Raw genomic sequence first — 19,850 nt, forward strand, 5'->3', positions numbered from 1 at the left:
GACAGAAGGGAAGTACATCAGGCGAATGGATATTCGAAAATTACGATACTTTATCACCGTGGCGGAGGAGCTTCATTTCCACCGTGCGGCTGAGAAATTAAATATGACGCAGCCGCCGCTGAGCCAGCAGATTCAGAATCTGGAGGAAGAGCTCGGCGTGAAGCTATTGGAACGCACGAAAAAAATGGTTCGTCTCACGGCAGCCGGTGCCGTATTTCTGGAACAGGCGAGGCTGATCATGGCCCAACTTGAGCGATCCATCCAGCTTACGCAGAAGGCTGACCAGGGCATCATTGGACATTTAACGGTTGCTTTTGTGGATTCGGCTTCGGGGAGTATTATGGTCAATGTGTTGAGGAAATTTCGTGCGGCGTACCCGCAGATTGAACTTACGTTGCGTGAGATGACCTCGTCCCAACAATTGCAGGCACTAGCAAATGGACAGATCCATATTGGATTTTTGCGGTATCAGGATCACAACGGAGATTTGTCGTTCCGGGTCTGTCAGACGGAAACATTACTCGCAGTGCTGCCAGACCATCACCCTTTAGCTTCACAGACTCAGGTGTCAATAACCGAGCTGGAGGAAGAAGATTTTATTTTATTCCCGCGGCATCTGGGCTCTCCGTTCCATCGTCTTATCCTGGATTATTGCAGGGAGCATGGTGTAGATCCTCGTATTACACAGGAAGCCATTCAGATGTACACGATTGTGAATCTCGTTGCAGCGGGCATGGGGATATCCATCGTTCCTTCTTCAGTAGATGTGTTCGAGCGGAGGGGTGTGGTATTTCTACCACTAATAGAAAGTCCGCCCTCCGTACCGTTATACACGGCATGGCGGACGGACATGAATCAGGAAGTGATTTCCCGTTTTATGAATATTGTAGATGAAATTGTTGAAGGGTTGTCGTGAAAATGATTAGTTCAACTTATAGAGTATGGTTAGAGTAGTTTAAGAAGAGCTACTAACCCGTCTTGGCAGGGTTTCTCTCAATCCATTCACCTAATATTTCATCAATGCGGGACAGGATGTCCCGATCCAGTTGAACACCAGAGGCTTTCACATTCTCAAGGACTTGCTCTGGACGGGATGCCCCAATAATGACGGATGACACATACGGATGCTGAAGAACCCAGGCGACGGCAAGTTGAGGGAGCGTCAGCCCGATCTCTTTCGCGAGTGGAATAAGCTGCTGAACAGCAGTCAGAACGTCGTCACGTAACCACCGACCAGCAAGATTATTGAAAAAGGGTGCTCCAGCCTCGGCAGCTGCACGTGATCCGGCTGGCAGTGCTTCGTGCGGAATATATTTACCAGATAGTATGCCCTGAGCCAAGGGAGACCATGTAATGTGGCCAAGACCTGCTTGTGTACTTGCTGGTACAACTTCCTGCTCAATAACCCGCCATAACATGGAATACTGTGGCTGGCTCGCAATAAAAGGCACGCGAAGCTCCTTAGCTAATGCGGAACCTTCTTCGATCTGAGCCGCAGTCCATTCGCTAACTCCGATATAGTGAACCTTGCCCTGGCGAACCAGATCGGCAAACGCAAGGAATGTTTCCTCCAGCGGCGTATTTGGATCGTAACGATGAGCATAATAGACATCGATATAATCGGTTTGCAATCTTTGCAATGAAGCGTTGCAGGCCTCCATGATATGTTTGCGGGAAAGTCCTCTGTCGTTGCGACCTGAGCCAGTTGGATGACAGACTTTGGTACACAGCTCAATACTTTCTCTTCGAGTCTCCTTTAGAGCATGTCCTAACACAGTTTCTGCCTTGGTGTTGGAATAGACGTCTGCCGTATCAAATGTCGTGATGCCTGCCTCCAAAGCAGCTCGGACACAAGCTTTTGCGGTTCCATCTTCCACTTGTGCTCCATGTGTAATCCAGTTGCCCAGTGAAATCTCACTGACGGTTAGACCGCTGTTTCCCAATTTGCGATATTCCATGCGTGACGCCTCCCTAAGTAATCTGGACTCCATTGTAGCAATGGCAGATTAATAGGTGAAATATCTTTTAACCCCATCTTTAATATGAAAAAGATATCATTGAGTTTTCTCTTGTAACGAAAACGTATGGCTAAACGTGCTCATTGTTTCTGCATGTATTCGCGATATAAGGCTGGCGTAATCTCCTCGAATTTCTTAAATATTTTGATGAAATAACCCGATTCATTGAACCCCAGTTCATCACTGATCTGTGACACGGGCATGTCCGTAACTTCCAGCAATTGCTTGGCCCATTTGATTTTGAGTCGTGCAATATAAGTCGTGAAGTTCTCACCTGTTTCCTTAGCAAACAGCCTGCTGAAATAACTTGGACTCAGGTGGCACAGATCGGCCATTTGTTTAAGCGAGACTTGCTCACTCTTGTGACTGTGGATATATTCAAAGGCAGGTTGGAGCACCGGACTGGAGCTCTCTGTATCACTTGGACTGTTTTTAAGATAGGCATCTGCAATCGCATTGGTCATTTCTTTTTTGATCGACTCAATATTACGGATGGAGTATCCAGGCAAAATAGTGGACAGATTCAGAGACTCCTGATGACCCGAAGCTTTCTCGAACATTTCCACCAGCAAATTTTTGTTCAGTGCTTCCTCCACGATGTAATTACAGAGTAAAGAAAGCATGTTGGAAATTTTCACAACCTCTTCATAGGTCATGACAGGCAACTGGTCGTAATCGTCCTGTAATTCCTTTAGCTTTGCAGCATGCATAGGCACGTTCTTGGACGTGACGATCTGTTCCAGTTCCGTCCCTTTCTCCGGGTCAGCGAGCTTCACCTGTCCTGCCATTACCGCACCGATATATTTTCCATCAATGGTGATTGGAATCGCGATATCCACGATATTAAAATGACACAGATATACATAAGGTTCGTTCAATCGAACGGCTTCCAGACCACCACGAGAATCACATTTCTGGCAGTAGGGGAGCAGTTCGGGATCTTTGCGAACATTTTGGCAAAAGGCCTGACAGCTGCTATGGCTGGTTACGGGAATGCCTTTATAATCAACGGTTAGAATAGCCAGCTTGGTCACAGTGGCAAGAGAATCCTGTAGACGCTTCCATTTATTCAGGTCGAGGATTTTATTGATGTGCAGATATTCTTTAATCATGGGTGGAACCCTCCATAGCTAACCTGATGAATGATTTCGTTCGTTAAAAGTTAGCAAGTTGTACATATTAAGATGAGTTAATGACGGGTAATGTATAGATGATGTCAAAAATTAACCTATCGCATGACAATAAGATACCATGATTCCATTGAAAAGCAAAAAATTACGATTGCAAATTATAATAATTTGTTATCAAAATCCACTGTAAACCTCACATGCATGGTATATATTTAGGTTAATTGTGAGTATTTAATGTTGAAGGTATGCAGGACATTTATGCAGTAAACGAAAACGAACTTATATCATCCATAGGAGGTTTATATCATTATGAGAAAAGCATTTATTAGTCCAACGAAATATGTGCAAGGCGAAGACGAATTGTTGAACCTCGGTTACTTTGTGAAATCCTTTGGTGAATCTGCATTGCTGATCGCACATCCGGATGATGTACAGCGTGTAAAGGCGAAGCTCGATGCAACGGCACAAAAATTCAATATTACGTTTGTTGAAAGCGGTTTTAGAGGGGAATGTTCCCGCGAGGAAGTTGCTCGTCTCCAGGAAATTGCCAAAGAAAAAGGATGCACATGTACAATTGGCCTCGGTGGCGGTAAAGCGATCGATGCAGCCAAATGTGTGGCAGAAGGCGAAGCGCTAATCATCTGTCCTACCATCGCAGCAACGGATGCGCCAACAAGTCACTCTGCTGTGTTGTATACGCCGGAAGGTGCTTTTGATGACTATGCGTATTTCAAACAAAGCCCTAGTGTTGTTCTCGTGGACACAACGGTTATTGCAAACGCACCAACACGTTTCCTTGTATCGGGTATGGGTGACGCGTTGTCTACGTACTTCGAAGCAAGAGCTACAGCAAAGTCGTACTCTCGTGTTAACGCAAGTCTGCCGATGGGTTCCCGTGAAGGATACACGCCATCCGCAGTAGGTACGAATGCAGCACTTGCTCTTGCAAAACTGTGTTATGAAATGCTGCTGACGGATGGATTAAAAGCGAAAGTAGCCAGTGACAGCAACGTCGTGACTCAAGCGCTGGAAAACATCGTTGAGACAAACATTCTGTTGTCTGGTCTTGGATTTGAGAGTGGCGGTCTGGCTGCAGCCCATGCGATCCACAATGGTTTGACTGTTCTGGAGGGTACACATCACTTCTTCCACGGTGAAAAAGTATCATTCGGTACGATTGCACAACTCGTCCTTGAAAATGCACCAACCGAAGAGCTGCATGAAGTCATGGACTTCTGTCTCGCAGTGGGACTGCCTGTAAGCTTGGCGGATATCGGTGTAGATACCATTACTCAGGAAGAGTTGTTGAAGGTGGCCGAGATCGCATGTATTCCGGAAGAATCCATTCACGCCATGCCGTTCCCGATTACTGTTCCTGAAGTGGCTGCTGCCATTGCGGCTGCTGACCGTATGGGACGGGACTACAAAAAAGCTCGCCGGGAGGCGAAATAAATGAAAAAAATTATCAATCAGGCTGAAAATGTTGTCATGGAAATGTGCAACGGGATTGCGCTGGCGCACCCGGAGCTTGAATTTTTGAAAAAATATAAGGTCATTAAACGCAGAGAGATTAATGGGGACAAAGTCAGCCTCATCAGCGGAGGCGGCAGTGGTCATGAACCTGCTCATGCGGGTTACGTTGGCAAAGGTATGCTGGATGCTGCGGTCTGCGGAGATGTATTCGCATCCCCTTCCCAGATTCAGGTATACCAGGCGATCAAGGCCACAGCCAGCAATAAGGGTACGCTGCTAATCATCAAGAACTATAGCGGCGACATGATGAACTTCAAGAATGCGGCGCATCTTGCAGAGGAAGATGGCATTGACGTGCAATATGTGCGGGTTGAGGACGACATTGCTGTTCAAGACAGTCTGTATACGGTAGGACGCCGCGGCGTTGCCGGAACTGTACTGGTGCACAAAATCGCTGGAGCCGCAGCCGAAGAAGGCCGCAGTCTGGCAGAGGTGAAATCCGTAGCCGAGAAAGCAGCCCAGAACGTTCGCAGCATCGGATTTGGATTCACTTCCTGCACCGTGCCCGCCAAAGGCACACCGACATTTGAAATCGCTGAAGATGAGATGGAATTCGGTGTAGGCATTCATGGTGAGCCAGGCATTCGCCGCGAGAAATTGGTATCTGCGGATGAGCTTGCAGGACGCATGGTTGAAGCGCTGCTTGCAGACATGAAGCTGGACAACGATGCTTCCGCTGAGATTGCTGTGCTCGTCAATGGCTTTGGCGCTACACCGTTGCAGGAGCTCTATCTGCTCAACAACTCGGTTCAACGTGAGCTGGCAAAGCATTCAGGTCTGGGTGTAGCCACTACGTTTGTTGGCAATTACATGACGAGCATCGATATGGCAGGCGCATCGGTAACCATCCTGAAACTGGACGATGAACTGAAAACGTTGTTGTTTAAGGAAAGTGATACACCTGCTTTCAAAGTGTCTGGTCCTCCAGTAGCACAAGTGACATATTCCGAAGCACTGGAAGCCGTCGTGACTGAAGATGCGCCAGTATCCTATGAAGTGGAGACACCTGCATCTTCTGCTGTAATCAACAACAATCAATTCTCCCTGGATAATATCGTCTACCTGATCGATAAGATGAGTGAGATCATCATCAAGAACGAAGTACCATTCTGTGAACTGGATTCCCATGCAGGTGACGGCGATTTTGGCATGAGCGTAGCGAAGGGCTTTAGACAGCTCAAACGCGAATGGAACCATATCGTGAACGAAGAGAAAAAGAATATCGGTTCATTCCTCGATGCATGCTCTCTTGTCATTATGGAATACTGCGGCGGTGCATCCGGCCCAATCTGGGGTTCGGCATTTCGGGCAGCAGGCAAAGCCGTTGGTGACAAGCAGCAATTGAACGTTGCAGAATTCGCTGACATGATGCAGGCGGCAGTGCAAGGGATTCAATCTACAGGTGAACGTTCCTTCGGACGTGGTGCCGTTGTAGGTGACAAGACATTAATTGACGCACTTGTCCCTTGTGCAGACTCATGGACGCAAAGTGCGAAGTCTGGAGATGACTTCAAAACGGCGTTTGCCAAAGGTGCCGAAGCGGCAGTAGAAGGTGCGAAGAAAACAGAAGACATCGTGGCACGTATGGGCCGCGCGGGTGCTGTTGGCGATCGCAGTCTGGGATACCCGGATGCTGGAGCGTATGCACTGGGTGTTATTTTCACAGAGCTATCCCAGTCAATGAAATAAATATGGCGTGCAACGAGATTACACTTGGCCAATCCGATTGCAGACCATACTTGATTTAGACACTCAGGAACTACACAGACAGAAAACCTTTCGATCTCTCTTACCCCCGGATTTCAATGATTTTCCCCTGAAGGGAGAAATCCGGTGATAAAGGAGCACGCTCCGCTTCTTCAGGTCCGTTCTGTCTGTTTCGCTCTTGTGTCTATACCAAATTAATATGACTACATCTCGTTTTGGTGTAATCATAGGTACAAACCATATCCAACGTTTCATTAAACGTGGATAGTGGATATTAAGTAAGGAGACCGCTCTGTAGCTTGGCTTGCAGAGTGGTCTTTTTTGATATGGAAAACGGAGAAGTGAGGCGGAAAATTTGGCTTGGCGGTTCCAGATAGTGTAATCTGGAGAGTATGGATAGCCATTTGAACGAGAAGGGATCGGGATGATTCGATGACGCAAAAAATCTATTATGACTCCGCGTACACACGGGAGTGGCATACACAAATTACAGGCAGAGTGGACAAGGACGATGGTTTATATGTCACGCTGGCGGAGACGGCTTTTTATCCACATGGGGGTGGACAGCCTTGTGATCTGGGGCAAATCGGCGGCATTGAAGTGTTGGATGTAATTAGTGAAGACGGTGAGGTGCTGCATAAGCTGGAGCGTGCGCCGGAGCAGAACGATGTGGATTGCCACATCGATTGGCAGCGCAGGTTCGATCATATGCAGCAGCATAGCGGGCAGCATTTGCTGTCGGCTATTACGTTGAAGATGGCAGATGCGATGACGCTCAGCTTTCATCTGGGGACAGATTATATCTCGATTGATGTGGCTGCAGCCGAACTGGGAGCGAATCAACTGGCTGCAATTGAAATGGAGGTCAATCAGCAGATTTACCGGAATGCCAAAATCAGCAGTTCATGGGTCACTGCGGAAGAGGCGGCTCGTCTGCCGCTGGTGAAGCAACCTTCCGTAACCGAAGATATTCGAATCGTGGAGATCGAGGGCGTGGAATATAACGCTTGTGGTGGAACACATGTGTCAGCCACAGGAGAGATCGGGATTATTAAACTGTTGAAAACCGAGAAAGTGAAGGGCGGTACCCGGATCTATTTTAAATGCGGATACCGAGCACTGAATGAGTTCAACGCCGCACAAAGCGTGCTGACCGGAATTACAGCCAAATTGAAGACCAGCCGGGAAGAGCTGGCGGATCGGATCGACAAAATGGAAGCAGAACAAAAGCAGCTGCAAGCAGAGTTGAACGCTGTTAAATCTTCCAATGACGCTTATTATGCGCAAGAGCTTTTATCTGCACGGGAAGGGCTTGTCATTGCTCAAATCTTTGAGGACAAATCGCTCAAGGATATGCAGAGTCTGGCGACCAAGCTGACATCAGAACATGAGGGCCTTGTACTCTTTGCGAGCATCTCGGAGGCCAAAGTTGTATTGGCGCAGAACGGGCAGCCGCCGGAGTGGGCTTGTGGACCTTTCTTCAAGGGCAATCTCGGAGCCTACCAGGGCAAAGGTGGCGGCAGCGATAAGATGGCACAGGCGGGTTTTGCCAGCAGCGAAGATGCGATCGCATTTTATGAATTTACGAAGGATCAACTGGGACATCACTAATCTACCTTCCCACTAATTGATATCGAATGGACTCGATGGATCGTGAAGCGTGATCAATAGCAGAGGAGGTACCCATAGATGACAGAACGTATTCCGTGCATACGAGAGGAGTGCCCAAATACAATTTTGCCAGCAACGGCTGCCAGAACAGGTGGGTACTGCATGCCTTGCAAGCAGGAGATGGAACGCGAGGCACATCAGAGATACATTGAAGCCAATCGGCGCGACGTGGATTTGTATGAGGGAATCACGGACCCTGTGGAGATTTTGAAAATTATGCATACACGCCATGTTCATGATCCACTAATCCGTTATGTGGCATACGCGCATTCCAAAGAAGAAGTATATCTATCCTTGTCTACGGAGCAGCAAGCCCTCATGATCGATTATGCGATGCAACTGATTCGTATGGGGGATGACGATACAGGTAAAGATATTTTGGTGTATCTGGTCTGTTACCATGATACGTCGTTGTCTGCACAGATTCCTGAGCTGTTGGAGCACGAAATCTACTACCCTGTCATTTTGTATAAGAGTGCCTCGGCTGAAGTACGTGATCAACTGTTACAACGGGTGAACACCGATGATGAGAATCGGAATAATCTGTTGCTCATGCTCGCCTATATTGGAGATGATGGGGTCGTACGTCAGTTCCAGCAATGGAGGCAGTCGCCACCCCGTTGGGCAGATCAGCTGCATGTCGCACCAGAACACTATACTACCGAAGCCGGTTGGGAGTTAACGAATGAAGGCCAGCGCAAGGAGTTATTTATCACCCCAAGTTATTCACTCTATAAAGTAAAAGAGAATGAAGGGGCTGACGACAACTCTATTGGCGATCCGATCTCCATGCTGTTGACCAGTACCGATAACTGTGAGTGGTGTGGTAGTCAGTTAACAACCTTAATTGATCTGGATGTACGGCATCCAGCATTGCAGGATGTTGCTTGGAACAGTGAGCGACTTCAAGTGCAGACTTGCGTTAGTTGCAGTTGTTATGGCGTCGTTTATATGGAGATGGATTCAGCAGGTGAACCGTGCTGGAGTACGCATAATGTGATGCTGATGGGAGCGGATGACCTTGACCCGGACGACAATGTTCAGCTTGCACCGGATGCAGGCCGGCAGTTTCGGATTGCGACTGCTCCACGTCATGCGTTCCATGGCAGTGAGTGGGCGATGGAGCCTTCTATATCCCAGATCGGGGGCCACCCCGGATGGGTTCAGGACGCGGAGTACCCGAACTGTCCATGCTGCTCTTCTAGGATGAGGGCCGTTGGACAAATGGACTGGAGCGAGGTTGAGGAGTACGGGGATGGCATGTATTACATGTTCGTTTGCGAGCCGTGTCAGATGACCGCGGTATCTTATCAACAATCCTGATGAGTGATCTCTAATGATCTGTTATTGCATAGAGCGATTTAGTTGTATTGACAGCTGCATACCCAAAAGGGGCTATTCCATATGTGTTCAACAGTATAGGAAGCCCCTTCGTATGATCAGGTCAACCAGATATGCTGGTTGGCCTTTTTAATAGTTGCTATAGTCGGTTAGAAAAATCTATGACACGTTATATCCTCGATACCAGCTTAAAGTTCTGCCGATGCCTGTGTCAGAAGTGCAGCCAGCCACTCATAATCAGGCGTATCTTTTTCCTTGATCTTGATTGTTTTACGTTCCGCTGGGCCTTCAAATATCCCATCTGGCAGCTCAAGTCCGGTTGCATTGAAGATCGTGAAGGATACTGCTGGCTTGGAAGGGGAGATGACTGCTGCATATTTACCGTTTTTCAGGAAATGAGGTTTCTTGTATTGCACACGTTCCTCTACTTCAGGGATGGACTCATGTACCAACTCCCGCAGTTTACTTGCAACCTGGGCTTGCCAGGGAACCGGGATCTGTTCGATAAATTCAGTAACTTCCGCATTCATATTCATGCTTGTCCACCCTCCACATTGATCTGATTGTGTACTTCCCATTCTGGTCTTAGAATTCCCATCAATAAGCGATCATAGCGTTTTCCATCACGATACACGGCTGATCTAGCACGACCTTCCAACTGAAAGCCGACCTTCTCATAGGCACGGATGCCCTTGGCATTATAGGCGATGACATCCAGACCTACCCGGTCCAGATTCAATTCATGGAAGGCATACCGCAAAATAAGGTTCAACGCTTCCGTTCCGTATCCCTTGTTGCGATGCTCTGCGAGTCCAATGCCAATGGCAAGTTGTCCGCAGCGGTTGTTCCATTCAATGCTGTGAATGACAACGAATCCGATCAGTCGTTCATCCTCAAGCGTTCGAAGCCGAAAGTAAACTTCCTTGTCCTTCGTCTCGCCCTCATCTTCAAGCTGCTTTTCCGAAAATGGAATGGCAATATCCGTATCCACATTTCGCAAATACTCAGGATCTTCATTCCATTGCAGCATGGTCTGCACGTCTTCAGCACGGGGCGGAGTCATTTTCAAGCGTTTGCTATAAAACAGATTTTTAGTCGATAATGTCATGATGGTCTCCTTTTCACAAATTAAGTTCGCTTCACCTCGGTACGACAATTAGCTATATGACTGCTACGCAATATTCTTCGCTCCTTTTGGTTTCAGATAGCCTCACTATAATGGAAATTTAAGGGTATCACAATAGACATTTCATTCGTGTCTCTGAAGTTGTTGTCAGGAAACCTGTCATGGTAGTACTATATAAACAATAGACATGTATTCAGTGATACAACACACAACAAAATGTCGGCAGGAGTGGTAGATATGGAGATCAAAGTAGACGATTTGAGCGGTCATCAAGTCATTGGATTAATTGCAGAACATCTGCAGGGAATGGCAGCAGATTCGCCGCCGGAAAGCATTCATGCCCTGGATCTCGATGGGTTAAGGAAACCTGAGATAACATTCTGGTGTGCATGGGAAGCGGAGGAGCTGCTTGGTTGCGGGGCCATGAAGGAATTGAATTCGGAGCATGCAGAATTGAAATCGATGCGTACAGCATCAGCCCACCTGAGAAAAGGCGTAGCAAGACAAATTCTTGCCCATATTATTGAGGTTGCCAAGAATCGGGGATATAAACGAATCAGTCTGGAGACAGGTTCGATGGATTCTTTTATTCCGGCGCGTAAGCTGTATGAGGACTTTGGGTTTGTATACTGTGAGCCATTCGCAGATTATAGTTTGGACCCGAACAGCGCTTTTATGACGAAGGAATTATAAATTACATGATAGGAAGTAAAACATAGCAGGGACAAAGGAAACCAGTATTCTGTTGCATACAGACGGCTGGTTTTTTACGTTTATTAATTGTTTTGCGAAGTGATGGACTGCAACAAATCATACATATTGGAGATCGCAAGAAGAGTAGAATGTATTCAAATGAACGATTGGACTGCATACAGATTGCTTTGTCTCACTGTGGGGTATAAAACATAGGTTATGTCAGCATTCGTTTGGGATGAATTGGCCGTACGGAACTGCTGGGCTGAGGCATGGACAATAGGGTATACTGGACATTATGTTTATATAAACATGAAACAGAAATGCAGACGTTTTTTACATCAGGAGGACTTGAATTGGCTCAGACAGAAGGAACATTGCAGAAGAAACTTAAACCAAGGCATATTAGCTTTATGGCTATGGGCGGTGTCATTGGAACCGGAATTTTCAAAGGAAGCGCCGAAACAATTGGACTTGCAGGTCCAGGAGTTATTGTAACGTACATTTTTGCAGGATTATTGTTACTGGTTGTCATGGCTGCGATGGCGGAGATGGCTACGGTATACAAGAATAAAAATATGAAAGACTTTGTGCAGGAAGCGTTCGGCAGCAGAGTCTCCTTTATCATGGGATGGATGTATTGTTTCCTCTGGTTGTCGGTATGTGTGATTGAGGTGATTGCAGCAGGGAGCTTTTTGCAGTATTGGTTCACGGAAGTGCCGCTGTGGGCGTTGAGCCTTGCGTGTGCGGTGTTTATTATACTGATTAATCTGCTGAGTGTGGGCGTATTTGGGGAATTTGAATTTTGGCTGGCGGGCATTAAAATCGCCATGATTATTATTTTTATTATCCTCGGGGCTGGTCTGATCTTCGGGATCATTCCAAGTGATAACACGCCTTATCTGCATAATTACACGCAAGCAGGCGGTTTCTTCCCTAATGGATGGTCATCGATCTTTTCGGCATTATTGGTCGTCATGTTCTCTTATGGAGGATCTGAGCTTATTGGCTTAACCTTAACGGAGACGGAAAATGCGGACAAGGTGATGCCCAAAATTGTAGGGAACTTTATGCTGAGAATCATTTTATTTTTCACGCTGCCGATTCTCATCATCTGTGGGCTCATTCCGTGGAATGAATTAGGGCCCGAGAGCAGTCCTTTTGTACAGGTGCTGGCTTCCACGGGACTTCCGGGTGCAGCACATATTATGAACTTTATTTTGGTGACCGCCGTTCTGTCTGCTGCAAATTCCGGCATTTATGGCGCATCCCGTATGATGCATTCTATGGCGGTAGGTGGTGAAGCTCCCAAGGCTTTATCACATACGAATCGCAACGGCAGTCCGGTAAATACACTGCTGGTATGTGCTGTGATTCTACTTGGGGGCTCCATGCTGGGGCTATTCGCACAAGATCAGCTCTTCCGCGTGCTGCTGGCGGTTCCGGGGTTTGTCGTGATGCTTGTGTGGATTTGTATCGCCACATCACAGATGAAGCTGCGCAAGAGATATCCAGTACAACCGACATTTAAGGTGTGGGGATTTCCTTACGTTACTGGAGCTGCTGTGCTGTGTCTCGGTGTCATTGCAGTCATGTTTGTATTTGATGAAGGCAATCGTTTTAGCATCAGCATCTGTCTAACTGTACTCGTGTTACTGATTCTCTGGTCACTGATTCGATTCAGGAAGAATCAAAGGTAAGAAGTTTAGTGTTGTAAAAGCATCAATAGCTATGCAGTAACAAGACATCTCAGCGTTCACGCTGGGGTGTTTTTTTTTGAGAAAGCAAAGTATTAATGGGGACTGATTTGAAGTTTGATGTTATATTATGGAAAAATAGGGGTAATGCGAACTAGATAAATAAATCGCCAGTAGCTACGAAATGACATGAGCTGCTTTTATAATAAAGGACCAGAAGTGTGTTTGAATCTTACATAAATCAGACTCCTCCCTTGGATTCATATAACAACGAATATATTTTGAACGAGGTACCACATGACGACGATAAAAGTAACCCCGGAACAGCTGTTATCAGTCTCCAGACAGTTTGAAGCAGCCCAAAGCCAGGTTTTTCAGATGAAGCGTTTAAAAGCGGAAGGGCCTTTGAACTATATAATCTTGATGATGCAACGTATGCACGAAATTTTGCTGGACGAAGCACAAGCCAGCATAAGAGCAGCGAGGTTTGCACCAGAATTAACTTCTGTAGAGAGAATGACACTACTTAGAGATGCAGTAACGAGATTAAAAAAACGCAGATCTCCGTGTACAAGATGTGAAGAATGAACTTTATATTCAACACAGATAGAAAGGATGATAAATATGCATAAATTGATGAAGGTTGGAGATGTTTTTGAATCATCCGAATATGGCACTATTTTAGTGGGTATCAATCCTGATCTTGATGACCTAAGCCATGATCAGATCAAAAAGCGAATCCATAATCATATTGTTGTTCGAACACCTGACAATAAGGAATTTCCAATAGATGTGGTTTCTGTACAAATCTCAAGTTCATTAATGAATAAGAAGAGCATTGGTATATGCGTTGGTAAGTCAATAAACCAATCTGAAATCCCTATTAACTCAGTGGTGTATACAGATATCTCTTAATGGGTTTGATTGGTGATGAATCTGTGAGATCACTTACGAAAACCAGGCTTAACCTACCCATGTTGACTAAACTCTGACGCATACGTCGGAGTTTTTCTTTGTATAAAAGCGTAACAGTTTCATCGAAACAAAGATGGATATACTTCTATAAAAATAAAGCTAACACAGTGATGATAGTGTTCTAATCTCTATCCAATATTTTCTTGCCTAATTCGACAACTTCATATACTATTTTCACATTACATAGTGCTTCAAGCATGTAGTTTTTGGATAGGGCGTAGTCGAAAAGGCTTACATACAGGTGTGAGAGGAAGAGGATTGGATGGTCGGTTTTTTCAAGAAACGTTTGGTTGTTCGCATTGTTGCCATTGTTACCTTGGTCATTGTGATTATATCTGCGGGAAGCATGCTGCTTCAGCTGGCGAATATGAAGCTAGCCGCGCAGGAGGCCATATCGAGTTACAATATTCAAATTGCCGAGAGTTATGTGAAACAGCTGGATACAGGACCGTATGTGGAATTTGCCAAAGACCCCAAGGAAAATGACGTGTTCTTGAAGATTCGTGATGAGCTGGATGATTTTCGTGTGAGCATCGGTGCGATGTATGTGTATTTTGTAAAAATAGACGATACAGGCACACCTCTCATTATGGTGGACGGCATGAAAGATGCAGATAAAGCATCACCGATCAATGAAGTGACGGATATCCCAGGTGATGCAGTCCAAAAGCTCTTGCAAGGGAAAACAGCCAGTTCCCCTATCATTAATAATGAGGAGTATGGCGAATATATTTCCTCATACGCTCCGATTCTGGACAGTAATGGGGCCTTAACGGGTGTGTTAGGAATCGATACAGCTGTGTCGGTCATTGGAAGTATTGAGTCAGATATTATGAAATCCAGCATTCCGTTGTATGCCCTGTTGTTGTTCATCACGGTTGCAGGCATCGCAGTTGTATTGTGGTTCATCGTAAGAGGCCTGCGACCGCTGAAACCGTTGAAGGCAAGCGTCGAACAAATGGCGCAAGGTGAGCTGGCGGAAGCCAATCGAATCCTGACCGCGTATCGGCTGCAAAGTGAGGATGAGATTGGCAGCACATTCAAGGCGATGATTCATATGTCTGGGGACTTAAATAAAATGATTGGCGACATGGTCGCGGGTGTTTCGGTAACCACTGATATTCTCGCGGAATCAACGGAGCAATTCAATCGTGATGCAGAAGATATGCTTGAGATGAATAAGAGTGTTGACCAATCCGTGCAGCAGATCAGACAGGGAGCGCATACCCAGAAGCAAGGTGCTAGCGACAGCGCCAATGCGATGGAAGAAATCGCTAAAGGGATTACCGATATTTCAGAGTCATCTACAGCCGTGTCCGACGCTGCAACAACTGCGCTTGCTACGGCACAATCGGGTAAGCAGAGCATGACGCAAATGAAGAAACAGATGGAGAGCATTTCGGCTGTATCTGCTGAAGTTGTAGCCATGGTCCAAGTGCTTAACAACTTCTCGCAGCAAATCGGCGGTGCACTTCATACGGTGCGGGATTTTGCGAGTCAGACCAAGCTGCTGGCGCTGAATGCTTCAATTGAAGCCGCTCATGCAGGAGAGCATGGGAAGGGATTTGCCGTTGTAGCGGATGAAGTACGAAAATTGGCTGAGGCTTCAGGCACATCTGTGCAGACGATATCGGATTTGTTGCTCGGTATTCAGAAGGAGTCCCAGCATATCGGATCACAGATGGATGTTACCTCGCAAGAGATCGGCCAGGGGGTGACGAGCACAGCAGAAGCAGAGCTTGCCTTTACGCATATGGTTGAGGCGTTTCGTGTGGTAACACATCGTATCCAGGAGGTATCCGCAGCAGCGGAGGAAATATCGGCGGGTTCCGAGGAAGCGGCAGCATCGGTCAATACGATCTCGCAAATTTCATCCGGCGTTTCAGATCATTCGGATGACATTTATCGTTTGACAGGGGAGCAGTCGAGCATGTTCCAGAAGGTGGCACAAACGTCCACCCTGCTGAGGCAGCATACGATTGAGTTGAGCGAAGCTGTAAGAAAAGTAAAGGTATAAAGGAAGCAAGCAGTAAGCAGTAAGTTGAATCCTTATCAAATGTGGAACACTCTGGTGCAAACACCGGAGTGTTTTTTTTGACATCCCAATTATGACTTAGACTCTGCCATCATAACTGATCCAGCTCAATTGCCTGTCTGAAGCGTTGAGCAAATCGCTCTGCGGCCACAGCAACCTCCTTGGATTCAGTCTGTACGAAGCCGATTTGCATTTTAGGTTGGTCGATCGAGGCGATCTCTACCATTTTTGCAATGCCTTCTTTCCATAGCGGATGTTGGTAGAAGGAAAAGTCATGACCGATGGTGGCGGCAATATTGTTTCTTAGAACGGTGCTGATCGCTTCCGAGTTGTTCGTTTTGAACAGGATGGACAGAGGGCCATAATCATACGTGAACTCCTGCAGGAAATCTTCGATAAATCCATCACGATACAGAGCAAGCTTATGTTCTTTTAATTGTTCGGGAGTAACCCGGTTAAGCTTGGCTAGTTCGGATTGGTGATGAGTGCATACAACCAGTTTGCCTGAATACATAGGACTGAAGTGCAGTCCATCGAATTCCCTCAATTGTTTGGCGTAGATGGCGATGAAGCCCAGGTGGGTTCTGTTGTTACGGATGTCCTCGATAATTTCCATGGAACCTTTCTCTTTAATGGCAATATTCAATTGAGGGTGCTCACGTTTCATATCTGCAGCAGTCTGAACAAGGTAAGGCATCACACTTGGAAAAGTAGCAACATGCAGGTCTCCGGTTATCGAGGATGTCTCGGCATTCAGTGATTTCAATTCATCAATTCGCTGCAAAATATCGAGTGCCTTGGCAATAAACTGTTTACCTTCAGGGGTGGGGAACGTCCCATGGCGCGAGCGTTCGAACAGGATCATACCCAGCTCATTTTCAAGTCGATGTACAGATTGGCTGATTGCCGACTGAGTGACATGCAGGTGCTCCGAGGCAGCCGAGAACGATTGGGTTTTGGCAATTTCAACGACATATTCAAGTTGTTCCAGATTCATGGTTTCATCTCCGTTTTAGCATTAGTACAAGTAATATTAACATTAGTATCTATAAATATGAATAATACGTGAACAGCGATATAATTAATAGACAGTAGTTGAATCTCAGGTAGACAAGATAACCAAAGGGGATGTATCTTATGAAAGCAGCAGTATGGTATGCCAAAAAAGATGTCCGGGTCGAAGAACGGGAAATACCGGTAGCCCAATCAGGACAAGTGAAAATTAAAGTCGAGTACGCAGGAATCTGCGGCAGTGACTTGCATGCTTATCATCATGGCGTAGGCATTCAGGAAGGGCAGAACCACCCGCTTTCAGGACAGAAAGCCCCGCTGACACTTGGTCATGAGTTTGCAGGAACGGTCAGTGAATTGGGAAGTGATGTAAGCGGTATCAGTGTAGGGGACCATGTTGTTGTTGAACCGTTGTATCATTGCGGACAGTGTGAGTACTGTATTCAGGGGCGTTATAACCAATGTACCGAGTTCGGATTTGTGGGACTGAACGGTGACGGAGGCTTTGCTGAATACGTTGTGGTTGAGGCGTATATGGTGCACAAATTGCCAGATAACGTCTCCTTTGAAGAGGGCGCACTGGTTGAGCCTACAGCGGTAGCTTTCCATGCGGTTCGCCATAGCAAATTAAAAGTAGGTCAGAAGGTTGCTGTATATGGTGCAGGTCCGATTGGTTTGCTGACGATCCTTTCAGCTAAAGCCGCTGGAGCTTCCACGATCTATGCAGTCGATGTATTTGAAGAACGCTTGAATTTGGCTGCCAAGCTGGGAGCCATTCCGGTGAATAGTGCCAAAGTTAATGCCACTGAAGTGATTTTGCAGCAGTCTGGCGGAATAGATGTAGCATATGAAGCGGCAGGTGTACAGCCAACCATGGATAGCGCCGTAGCTGTGATCAAAAAAGGTGGAGAAGTTGTTGTCATCGCAGCAATTCCGAATCCACTACAGGTGAATTTCTTCGATCTGTTAGTGAAAGAAGCGAACCTGACAGCAACGCTGGCCTACCGTCATATCTTCCCTGAAGTCATCTCTTTGATTGCTGAGGGAGCACTTGATGTGAAACAGGTGATCACCAGAAAAATCAAGCTGGACGACATCGTTCAGGAAGGACTTGAACTGCTCATGACCGACAAGAGCCATGCGAAAATTCTGGTGGAAATCGGCGGTTAATAGTGTGGAAAATGGAGCGAATAGCATTTGCGGCTCTATTCCGATTCTTTAGCTCAGAATAACCGCTAAAAAGGGATACCATCTGTCATGTTAATGACTTATGGGTATCCCTTTTTGTGTTATCCGCGCTTAGTACCATTTGCGAGAATTATGAATCATACCGGTAGCAAATCGCTTTGCCTCCACCACTCTCGGAACTGAATTCCGGGTCTTCTACAAAACCGAAACGTTCGTATAATCGGATCGCGTTGACCATCTGGCCGCCCGTATATAAATACACCGTATTTTTGCCCATGTCTTTAGCAGACTCAACACATTGTTGAAGCAATTCTCTGGCAATACCGTGACCTCTCCACTTGGGATCAACGCCCAGCAGTCGAATAAACGGATAATCAATAGGCAACTCGAAGCTCGGATAAGCCTTATGCGCAGTCTCAAACAATTGGACCGTTCCAACAATCTGATTATCTATTTTGGCAATCCATAATTGCTTGATATAAGGATTGCTCGGCGATTCCCGAATGTCCTTCAAATAATGTTCCCATTGTTCCTGTGTTTGGAACGTGTCCCGGTACTCGGAGTAACTTTCAATGAGAATATGTACAATTTCTTCATGGTCAGCTTCTGTAGCGGGATGAATCGTTACTGCCGTTGTCATCTCAAGTTCTCCTTCTGATTTAATCTTGGTTTGATAAGAGATATAGTTGACTTGAATTGTATCACACCCAATGGTACTGGATTAATTCAAATTTTCTATATATGACTCATGAAATTCTATGAGTTGGTACTTCCGCACAAGACATCCAAGGTTCGCACGTATAAGGTTCATTATAGGCGGTTGAGCTGTGTGGAATACAAATTATTGCGATATTCGGTGGGAGTATTGCCTTCGTATTGTTTGAACATGCGCAGGAAGAGTTTGTAATCCGAAAAACCGCATTGCCCCGAAATTTCTTTCACACTGGCATTGGTATTGAGCAGCATCTGCTTAGCCCGGCGAATCCGTTCCGTGAGGATATAGGTTTTGAGCCCAATGCCTTTCTCACGTTTTACCATTTTGGAGATATAGTCCTTGTTAAAATTAAAAGTCTCGGCAATCTTTCCAACCGTAATGTCGGTATGCAGATGGATATCCACCCACTTGCAGATGTGGTCAACGATCGCATTGTGCGGCCGATAACCCGCCTGTGTGTTGCGTTCCAGTTCTTTGAGCAGCAGCAGCAATGCCGCGTCTGCTTCTTCCGGTGAGAACGATGAACTATGCAGCAATTGCTTGAACAGCTGATTGGCGGTGGACGGAACCTGAATAGTCGCATGGGTAGGATACTGGTCGAACTCTTTCTCAATCGAATCATAATGTACCCAATAAAAGCTAACGGGAGCATCGCTGACCTGATAGCCATAATGGATGTGTCCAGCCCTCAGAAATAGCAGATCATTTGCACGAACCACAAACTGCTCGTCCTCCTCGGCAATGTACATCTCGCCTTCCAACATCAAAATGACCTCGTGAACAGGCATGCTGCGCTTCATATGGCTCCAATTGCCTTCGGTTATGAACTTGCCGCACAAGTAATGTTCCAATGGCTTTTGCATAGGACGGATTTCTCCACCTTTTCTTGGATTATGAGTCTGATGTAGTTGTATTTTATTTGATAATATGAGGATATTCAAGGCCTGTATGAAGAAAGTTCGTAAGGGACACATGAATTTAAAAACGGATTTTACCCTTTGTACACTTAT

General features: G+C 46.2%; 18 protein-coding genes. 11 read left to right on the plus strand and 7 right to left on the minus strand.

From position 1 onward, the window contains the following. Positions 1 to 25: 25 nt before the first annotated feature. Positions 26 to 916 (plus strand): LysR substrate-binding domain-containing protein, encoded by an 891-nt coding sequence (locus HP548_RS27910; protein ID WP_175383463.1) that lies wholly within the window; start codon positions 26 to 28, stop codon positions 914 to 916. A gap of 52 nt (positions 917 to 968) precedes the next feature. Here the strand turns inward: HP548_RS27910 and HP548_RS27915 are convergent, their stop codons facing one another. Continuing rightward, positions 969 to 1,958 (minus strand): aldo/keto reductase family protein, encoded by a 990-nt coding sequence (locus HP548_RS27915; RefSeq protein WP_076290402.1) that lies wholly within the window; start codon positions 1,956 to 1,958, stop codon positions 969 to 971. Between the two features lie 140 nt (positions 1,959 to 2,098). Continuing rightward, entirely contained in the window at positions 2,099 to 3,130 is a 1,032-nt protein-coding gene (locus tag HP548_RS27920) for a PocR ligand-binding domain-containing protein (protein WP_175383464.1), read from the minus strand. A gap of 327 nt (positions 3,131 to 3,457) precedes the next feature. On the opposite strand from HP548_RS27920, the gene HP548_RS27925 reads away from it, so the two are divergent. From HP548_RS27925 to HP548_RS27940, 4 genes are all read left to right on the plus strand, one after another. Then, the gene (locus HP548_RS27925) at positions 3,458 to 4,600 is read left to right on the plus strand and encodes a glycerol dehydrogenase (protein WP_175383465.1); all 1,143 of its coding nucleotides are present in this window, start codon (positions 3,458 to 3,460) and stop codon (positions 4,598 to 4,600) included. Next, a complete protein-coding gene (gene dhaK, locus HP548_RS27930; protein ID WP_175383466.1) occupies positions 4,601 to 6,370 on the plus strand; it encodes a dihydroxyacetone kinase subunit DhaK in 1,770 nt (589 codons plus the stop codon). A gap of 450 nt (positions 6,371 to 6,820) precedes the next feature. After that, positions 6,821 to 7,999, plus strand: coding sequence for an alanyl-tRNA editing protein (locus HP548_RS27935; RefSeq protein ID WP_175383467.1), 1,179 nt, complete (start codon positions 6,821 to 6,823; stop codon positions 7,997 to 7,999). A 78-nt stretch (positions 8,000 to 8,077) separates the two neighbouring features. Beyond that, positions 8,078 to 9,382, plus strand: a complete 1,305-nt coding sequence (locus HP548_RS27940) for a DUF1963 domain-containing protein (RefSeq protein WP_175383468.1) — start codon at positions 8,078 to 8,080, stop codon at positions 9,380 to 9,382. Positions 9,383 to 9,588: 206 nt separating this feature from the next. Here HP548_RS27940 and HP548_RS27945 read toward each other — a convergent pair whose 3' ends face one another. Then, complete coding sequence (locus HP548_RS27945) at positions 9,589 to 9,930, minus strand: DUF1801 domain-containing protein (RefSeq protein ID WP_175383997.1); 342 nt, start codon at positions 9,928 to 9,930, stop codon at positions 9,589 to 9,591. A 2-nt stretch (positions 9,931 to 9,932) separates the two neighbouring features. Further along, the gene (locus HP548_RS27950; RefSeq protein WP_175383469.1) at positions 9,933 to 10,508 is read right to left on the minus strand and encodes a GNAT family N-acetyltransferase; all 576 of its coding nucleotides are present in this window, start codon (positions 10,506 to 10,508) and stop codon (positions 9,933 to 9,935) included. A 255-nt stretch (positions 10,509 to 10,763) separates the two neighbouring features. Here HP548_RS27950 and HP548_RS27955 point away from each other — a divergent pair, with 255 nt between their 5' ends. The 5 genes from HP548_RS27955 to HP548_RS27980 all read left to right on the plus strand — a co-directional run bounded on the left by HP548_RS27955 (position 10,764) and on the right by HP548_RS27980 (position 15,908). Then, positions 10,764 to 11,219 carry a GNAT family N-acetyltransferase gene (locus HP548_RS27955; RefSeq protein WP_175383470.1) on the plus strand — a complete coding sequence of 152 codons (456 nt, stop codon included), beginning with the start codon at positions 10,764 to 10,766 and terminating at the stop codon, positions 11,217 to 11,219. Between the two features lie 356 nt (positions 11,220 to 11,575). After that, positions 11,576 to 12,919 (plus strand): amino acid permease, encoded by a 1,344-nt coding sequence (locus HP548_RS27960; protein WP_256716862.1) that lies wholly within the window; start codon positions 11,576 to 11,578, stop codon positions 12,917 to 12,919. 294 nt (positions 12,920 to 13,213) lie between these two features. Continuing rightward, positions 13,214 to 13,504 (plus strand): hypothetical protein, encoded by a 291-nt coding sequence (locus HP548_RS27970; protein WP_246318254.1) that lies wholly within the window; start codon positions 13,214 to 13,216, stop codon positions 13,502 to 13,504. Positions 13,505 to 13,540: 36 nt separating this feature from the next. Continuing rightward, positions 13,541 to 13,831 (plus strand): hypothetical protein, encoded by a 291-nt coding sequence (locus tag HP548_RS27975; RefSeq protein WP_099855422.1) that lies wholly within the window; start codon positions 13,541 to 13,543, stop codon positions 13,829 to 13,831. 322 nt (positions 13,832 to 14,153) lie between these two features. After that, positions 14,154 to 15,908 (plus strand): methyl-accepting chemotaxis protein, encoded by a 1,755-nt coding sequence (locus HP548_RS27980; RefSeq protein WP_175383471.1) that lies wholly within the window; start codon positions 14,154 to 14,156, stop codon positions 15,906 to 15,908. Positions 15,909 to 16,017: 109 nt separating this feature from the next. On the opposite strand, the gene HP548_RS27985 is transcribed toward HP548_RS27980, so the two are convergent. Then, the gene (locus HP548_RS27985; RefSeq protein ID WP_175383472.1) at positions 16,018 to 16,923 is read right to left on the minus strand and encodes a LysR family transcriptional regulator; all 906 of its coding nucleotides are present in this window, start codon (positions 16,921 to 16,923) and stop codon (positions 16,018 to 16,020) included. A 140-nt stretch (positions 16,924 to 17,063) separates the two neighbouring features. On the opposite strand from HP548_RS27985, the gene HP548_RS27990 reads away from it, so the two are divergent. Further along, the gene (locus HP548_RS27990) at positions 17,064 to 18,107 is read left to right on the plus strand and encodes a 2,3-butanediol dehydrogenase (RefSeq protein WP_175383473.1); all 1,044 of its coding nucleotides are present in this window, start codon (positions 17,064 to 17,066) and stop codon (positions 18,105 to 18,107) included. Positions 18,108 to 18,255: 148 nt separating this feature from the next. Here HP548_RS27990 and HP548_RS27995 read toward each other — a convergent pair whose 3' ends face one another. Together HP548_RS27995 and HP548_RS28000 are read right to left on the minus strand one after the other, a co-directional pair. Then, positions 18,256 to 18,765, minus strand: coding sequence for a GNAT family N-acetyltransferase (locus HP548_RS27995; RefSeq protein WP_063566024.1), 510 nt, complete (start codon positions 18,763 to 18,765; stop codon positions 18,256 to 18,258). A 170-nt stretch (positions 18,766 to 18,935) separates the two neighbouring features. Continuing rightward, positions 18,936 to 19,703, minus strand: coding sequence for a helix-turn-helix transcriptional regulator (locus HP548_RS28000; protein ID WP_175383474.1), 768 nt, complete (start codon positions 19,701 to 19,703; stop codon positions 18,936 to 18,938). Between the last annotated feature and the right edge of the window lie 147 nt (positions 19,704 to 19,850).

The organism is Paenibacillus taichungensis (assembly GCF_013359905.1).
Classification (GTDB): Bacteria; Bacillota; Bacilli; order Paenibacillales; family Paenibacillaceae; genus Paenibacillus; species Paenibacillus taichungensis.

Bases quoted from the DNA above. Each gene is read 5' to 3' on its own strand.
- HP548_RS27915 (WP_076290402.1), bottom strand. From the start codon at position 1,958: ATGGAATATCGCAAATTGGGAAACAGCGGTCTAACCGTCAGTGAGATT.
- HP548_RS27985 (WP_175383472.1), bottom strand. From the start codon at position 16,923: ATGAATCTGGAACAACTTGAATATGTCGTTGAAATTGCCAAAACCCAA.
- dhaK (WP_175383466.1), top strand. From the start codon at position 4,601: ATGAAAAAAATTATCAATCAGGCTGAAAATGTTGTCATGGAAATGTGC.
- HP548_RS27995 (WP_063566024.1), bottom strand. From the start codon at position 18,765: ATGACAACGGCAGTAACGATTCATCCCGCTACAGAAGCTGACCATGAA.
- HP548_RS27975 (WP_099855422.1), top strand. From the start codon at position 13,541: ATGCATAAATTGATGAAGGTTGGAGATGTTTTTGAATCATCCGAATAT.
- HP548_RS27935 (WP_175383467.1), top strand. From the start codon at position 6,821: ATGACGCAAAAAATCTATTATGACTCCGCGTACACACGGGAGTGGCAT.
- HP548_RS27990 (WP_175383473.1), top strand. From the start codon at position 17,064: ATGAAAGCAGCAGTATGGTATGCCAAAAAAGATGTCCGGGTCGAAGAA.
- HP548_RS27920 (WP_175383464.1), bottom strand. From the start codon at position 3,130: ATGATTAAAGAATATCTGCACATCAATAAAATCCTCGACCTGAATAAA.
- HP548_RS27980 (WP_175383471.1), top strand. From the start codon at position 14,154: ATGGTCGGTTTTTTCAAGAAACGTTTGGTTGTTCGCATTGTTGCCATT.
- HP548_RS27945 (WP_175383997.1), bottom strand. From the start codon at position 9,930: ATGAATGCGGAAGTTACTGAATTTATCGAACAGATCCCGGTTCCCTGG.
- HP548_RS27940 (WP_175383468.1), top strand. From the start codon at position 8,078: ATGACAGAACGTATTCCGTGCATACGAGAGGAGTGCCCAAATACAATT.
- HP548_RS27950 (WP_175383469.1), bottom strand. From the start codon at position 10,508: ATGACATTATCGACTAAAAATCTGTTTTATAGCAAACGCTTGAAAATG.
- HP548_RS27955 (WP_175383470.1), top strand. From the start codon at position 10,764: ATGGAGATCAAAGTAGACGATTTGAGCGGTCATCAAGTCATTGGATTA.
- HP548_RS28000 (WP_175383474.1), bottom strand. From the start codon at position 19,703: ATGCAAAAGCCATTGGAACATTACTTGTGCGGCAAGTTCATAACCGAA.
- HP548_RS27970 (WP_246318254.1), top strand. From the start codon at position 13,214: ATGACGACGATAAAAGTAACCCCGGAACAGCTGTTATCAGTCTCCAGA.
- HP548_RS27910 (WP_175383463.1), top strand. From the start codon at position 26: ATGGATATTCGAAAATTACGATACTTTATCACCGTGGCGGAGGAGCTT.
- HP548_RS27925 (WP_175383465.1), top strand. From the start codon at position 3,458: ATGAGAAAAGCATTTATTAGTCCAACGAAATATGTGCAAGGCGAAGAC.